We start from the raw sequence: 4312 nt of genomic DNA on the forward strand, positions 1-4312 counted from the left end.
TTTTGATCTTTTTTTTTAGATCAAGATCAAAAGATCGCACCTTCGGCAGCTCCTACAGAGGGATATTGAGTTCCAGCACCAGATTCATGAACGCCACTGCCGCTGCACTGTGGTAATTATTGCGCCGCCGCAACAACGCCGCTCCACGCTGCGGCGCGTCATGCTCGACGCTCAAGCGACGCAACGCGCGGTGTTCGGTCGCAATCGCCTCGGGCAACATCGTCGCCATCGGCGCATGTCGCACCACCTCCAGCAACGTGCTCACCGAGTTCACCTCGATTCGCACCTGCGGCGTGATCCCTAACTGACGAAAATATTCATCGATTGATAACCGGGTAATGAAGTCCGGTGCCAGCAAGGCGAAATCCAGCTGTGCAAGGTCACTCGACGTCAGTACCCCGCTGCTGTCGTACAGCGGATGCTCGCGCCCGACCATGATCCCCAGGGTTTCGGTAAACGCCGGAATGCACTCGAGATCGGGGTGGCGCACCGGGGTAAAGGCAATCGCGATGTCCAGCGAATCGTCCGCCAGTCCCGCCTCGATATCGTCCATCGACAGCTCGAGAATCTGCAGATGGATACCCGGGTAGCGCGCCGCGAAATCACGCACCAACGGCCCGACCAGATACGCCATGAAGGTCGGGGTCATGGCCAGACGCAGGTTGCCACGGGACAGATCCTTCACGTCATGCAATGCCCGCTTGCCCGCCTCCAGCTCCACCAGCACGCGCCGCGCACACTCAATGTAAGCCTCGCCGGCATCGGTGGCCTTGACCGTGCGCGAAGTGCGATCAAACAGGGCCACCCCCAGAGTTTCCTCAAGTTGGCGGATCTGTTGCGACAAGGTCGGCTGCGACACGTGCAACGCCTCCGCCGCCCGGGTGAATCCGCCGTGGTCGGCCACGGCCAGCAGATAACGCAAATGTCGCAACAGCATCGGGCTCACCATCTATAGGCAGGACTTATGCGAAGCATTGTATATCGGTCTTGGACGCTATGGATCAATCGGCAGAAGATGGCTCCCACACCGCAAGCCAACCTTGAAAGGAGTGACACCATGCAACAGTCCCACGCTTACAACGATGCCAGCCTGGCCCTGACCACCCGCATTCTCGACATCAAGGCCCGCAAAAATCTGTCGTGGCAGGATCTGGCCGACGACACCGGCCTGAGCCTGGCCTACGTCACCGCTGCCCTGCTCGGCCAGCACCCTTTGCCGCAAGACGCCGCGCAAGTGGTCGGCGCCAAGCTTGAACTGGACGCCGACGCCGTTGCCGCCCTGCAGATCATCCCGTTGCGCGGCAGCCTCAGCGGCGTGCCGACCGACCCGACCATCTACCGCTTCCACGAGATGATCCAGATCTACGGCACCACCCTCAAAGCCCTGGTCCACGAGCAGTTCGGTGACGGCATCATCAGCGCCATCAACTTCAAGCTCGACATCAAGAAAGTCGAAGACCCGGAGGGCGGCTCCCGCGCCGTGGTCACTCTCGACGGCAAGTTCCTGCCGCTGCGTCCGTTCTGATCCACCCGGGCCCGCACCTGAGGTGCGGGCCCATCCAAACCCGAATTGCCCAGTCGTCACCCCATCTGCCTGGAGGCTGCCCCATGCACAAAATTCTGTTGACCCTGGCCCTGCTCGCCGGCCTCGCCGCCCAGGCCCAGGCTGATGAAGAGGCCATTGCCTACCGCTACGGCATGGCGCTGGATATTGCTGAAGTCGTGAGCATCAGCCCGGTCGCCGACGTCTGCGGCGTTGTACCGGTCGAGATGACCTACCTCGACAGCCACGGCGCAAAACACATTCTTCAATACAGCGAATTCGGCACCGGCTGTTCGAACTGAGAGGACAACACCATGAAAAACCTGATCGAAGGCTTCCTGAAGTTCCAGAACGAGGCGTTTCCGCAACGCACCGAACTGTTCAAACACTTGGCGACCACTCAACAACCCGGGACCTTGTTCATCACCTGTTCCGACAGCCGCGTCGTCCCGGAACTGCTGACCCAGCAAGAACCCGGTGAACTGTTCGTGATCCGCAACGCGGGCAATATCGTGCCGTCCTACAGCCCGCATCCGGGCGGGGTGTCGGCGACGGTGGAATATGCGGTGGCGGTGCTTGGGGTGACTGACATCGTGATCTGCGGCCACTCCGATTGCGGCGCGATGACCGCGATTGCCCAATGCAAATGCATGGATCACCTGCCCGCCGTCAGCGGCTGGCTGCAACATGCCGAGTCGGCGAAAGTGGTGAACGAGGCACGACCGCACGCCAATGACGCGGCGAAATTGAGTGCGATGGTGCGGGAAAATGTGATCGCGCAACTGGCGAACATTCAGACCCACCCGAGCGTGCGCCTGGCCCAGGAAAAAGGCCTGCTGAACCTGCATGGCTGGGTCTATGACATCGAGACCGGGTCAATCGATGCGCTGGCGGCGGATCGCCGTACGTTTGTGCCGCTGGCTGAGCAACCGGCGACTTGCGCCATTCAGGCAAACGCCAGCGCAGCCGCCTGATACAAATCCGCTGAGGTGAAGAGGAACTTGTGGCGAGGGGATTTATCCCCGATGGACTGCGCAGCAGGCCCGATCTCTTGGGGCCGCTTCGCGCCCCATCGGGGGATAAATCCCCTCGCCACAGGGCCGGTGTGCATCAATCGGGATAAGGCGTTTTCAGCGTTTTACGCTGAGGTCGATCTGGGTCATACGACTACGCACCGTAAACACTCCATCCCCCGAAAGAATCGCACTGCGCGCAAACAAGCGCCCGCTCTCCCAGTTCGAAAGCCCCAGTTCCGGCTTGTTCAGCGCGTACTGCCCATCGACCCAACGGGTAATCCCGTTGCCCACAAACGGCGCGTTCACCGCGTTGTAGAAACGTTCCTGGGTCGCCGCATCCTCGCTGATCAGCGACACCGTGAACTGCGGGCTGTAGCGGTTGAACAGCGCGATCGCCTGATCCAGATCATCGACGATCATCAGACTGACTTCCGGGGTTTCTTCCCATTCCCACTCGCGGCCCAAATCGGATTCCGCCAGCGCCTCGGCCAAGGCCTCGGTCTGATAACCCTCGGCGCGATAGACCTCGACCGTCGCGTTCTGCCACTCGGCCGGCAGATAGCTTTCACTGCCCGCGACGATGTGCAGTTTGCAGTCCTGCCCGCGTGCTGTGCCCGCTTGTTTGAGCGCATCGAGGAACAGCGGCAGCAGTTCGGCGACACGGTCGCGTTGAATCAGGCAAACGTTCAGCGTGTTGCAGACTTTGCGATCCAGCGAGTTGCGCACCACGGCGGCGAAGCGTGTGGCATCGGCATCACGATCGGCAATCAGCCATGCGCCGCCAGTGCCATGCAGCTGACCGCCGTGCCCGCCTGCTGGGCGATGCTGCCCAACTGGCTGACCGCACGCCCCGAACCCCGGGCCACCGCCAGCGACAGACGCCGGTCGGCGAACATCGCCCCAACCGGCGGCGTGATTGACGCTTTCCACCAGCGACACCGCCCCCGCCGGCAGACCGGCATCGGCCAGCGCCGGGTTCAGCGCGTGAGTGACGATCGCTTGCGCGGTGCCCAACGCATCGCTGCCGATGCGCAGCACCGCGGTGTTGCCAGTGCGCAGTACGCCGGCGGCATCGGCGAACACGTTCGGCCGCCCTTCAAACACGAACGCCACAATGCCCAGCGGCGACACCACTTGTTCGACTTTCCAGCCGTCGTGTTCGACGCTGCTGATGACCTTGCCGCGCGTGGCCGGCGCATCCCGCCAGGCGCGCAGACCGGCGATCATGTCACGGCGCATGCGCTCGTCGGCGAGCAGCCGGGTAGTGGAGCGACCACGGGCCTTGGCGCGTTCGATGTCGGCCAGGTTTGCCGCTTCGATCAGGCTCCAGCATTCCGGGGTTTCCAGACGTTGGGCGAACAGATCGAAGAAACGACTGATGGCTTGGTCGGTCACCGCCGACAAGGCAGTGAAAGCCGCTTCAGCGCGTTCGATGGCTACCGCAGCGGCCTGTTGATCGACCACCGGAATCAGCAACAGCTCGCCACTCACCTGCTCGACCAAAAGGTGGTCACCGGGCTGAAACCGCGCCGCCAGTTCGGGGCTGACCACGGTCACGCGGTTACCAGCGAAAGGGATCGGCGTGCCGGCGACTAGACGTTCGAGCGCAAGAGACATGAAGCGGATTCACCATATGAGGGGCGGCCGGAAAATGTAGCGGATTCTGCGCTGAAACACACCTTCTACAAACACCAGCAAACCTGTGGGAGCTGGCTTGCCAGCGATGAGGCCGGCAAGCCCGGCATTGACGTTG

At 62.1% G+C, this 4312-nt stretch carries 4 protein-coding genes and 1 pseudogene; 3 read left to right on the plus strand and 2 right to left on the minus strand.

All coding sequences use genetic code 11. The features are described from left to right. Window positions 1–52: 52 nt before the first annotated feature. Window positions 53–937, minus strand: a complete 885-nt coding sequence (gene cynR, locus HT737_RS04760; protein ID WP_182401666.1) for a transcriptional regulator CynR — start codon at window positions 935–937, stop codon at window positions 53–55. Between the two features lie 120 nt (window positions 938–1057). On the opposite strand from cynR, the gene cynS reads away from it, so the two are divergent. From cynS to HT737_RS04775, 3 genes are all read left to right on the plus strand, one after another. Then, the gene (gene cynS / locus HT737_RS04765) at window positions 1058–1525 is read left to right on the plus strand and encodes a cyanase (protein ID WP_041073392.1); all 468 of its coding nucleotides are present in this window, start codon (window positions 1058–1060) and stop codon (window positions 1523–1525) included. Between the two features lie 83 nt (window positions 1526–1608). Next, window positions 1609–1845, plus strand: coding sequence for a DUF2790 domain-containing protein (locus tag HT737_RS04770; RefSeq protein WP_182401668.1), 237 nt, complete (start codon window positions 1609–1611; stop codon window positions 1843–1845). Window positions 1846–1857: 12 nt separating this feature from the next. Beyond that, complete coding sequence (locus tag HT737_RS04775; protein ID WP_131671300.1) at window positions 1858–2517, plus strand: carbonic anhydrase; 660 nt, start codon at window positions 1858–1860, stop codon at window positions 2515–2517. Window positions 2518–2673: 156 nt separating this feature from the next. Here the strand turns inward: HT737_RS04775 and HT737_RS04780 are convergent. Then, window positions 2674–4176 (minus strand): annotated as a pseudogene (locus HT737_RS04780) (aldehyde dehydrogenase family protein). Window positions 4177–4312: the final 136 nt, after the last annotated feature.

This window comes from Pseudomonas sp. MD195_PC81_125, assembly GCF_014060985.1.
Taxonomy (GTDB): domain Bacteria; phylum Pseudomonadota; class Gammaproteobacteria; order Pseudomonadales; family Pseudomonadaceae; genus Aquipseudomonas; species Aquipseudomonas parakoreensis.

What these genes read in the sequence shown, in the direction of transcription:
- cynR (WP_182401666.1), bottom strand. Translation starts at nt 937, where the DNA reads ATGCTGTTGCGACATTTGCGTTATCTGCTGGCCGTGGCCGACCACGGC.
- cynS (WP_041073392.1), top strand. Translation starts at nt 1,058, where the DNA reads ATGCAACAGTCCCACGCTTACAACGATGCCAGCCTGGCCCTGACCACC.
- HT737_RS04770 (WP_182401668.1), top strand. Translation starts at nt 1,609, where the DNA reads ATGCACAAAATTCTGTTGACCCTGGCCCTGCTCGCCGGCCTCGCCGCC.
- HT737_RS04775 (WP_131671300.1), top strand. Translation starts at nt 1,858, where the DNA reads ATGAAAAACCTGATCGAAGGCTTCCTGAAGTTCCAGAACGAGGCGTTT.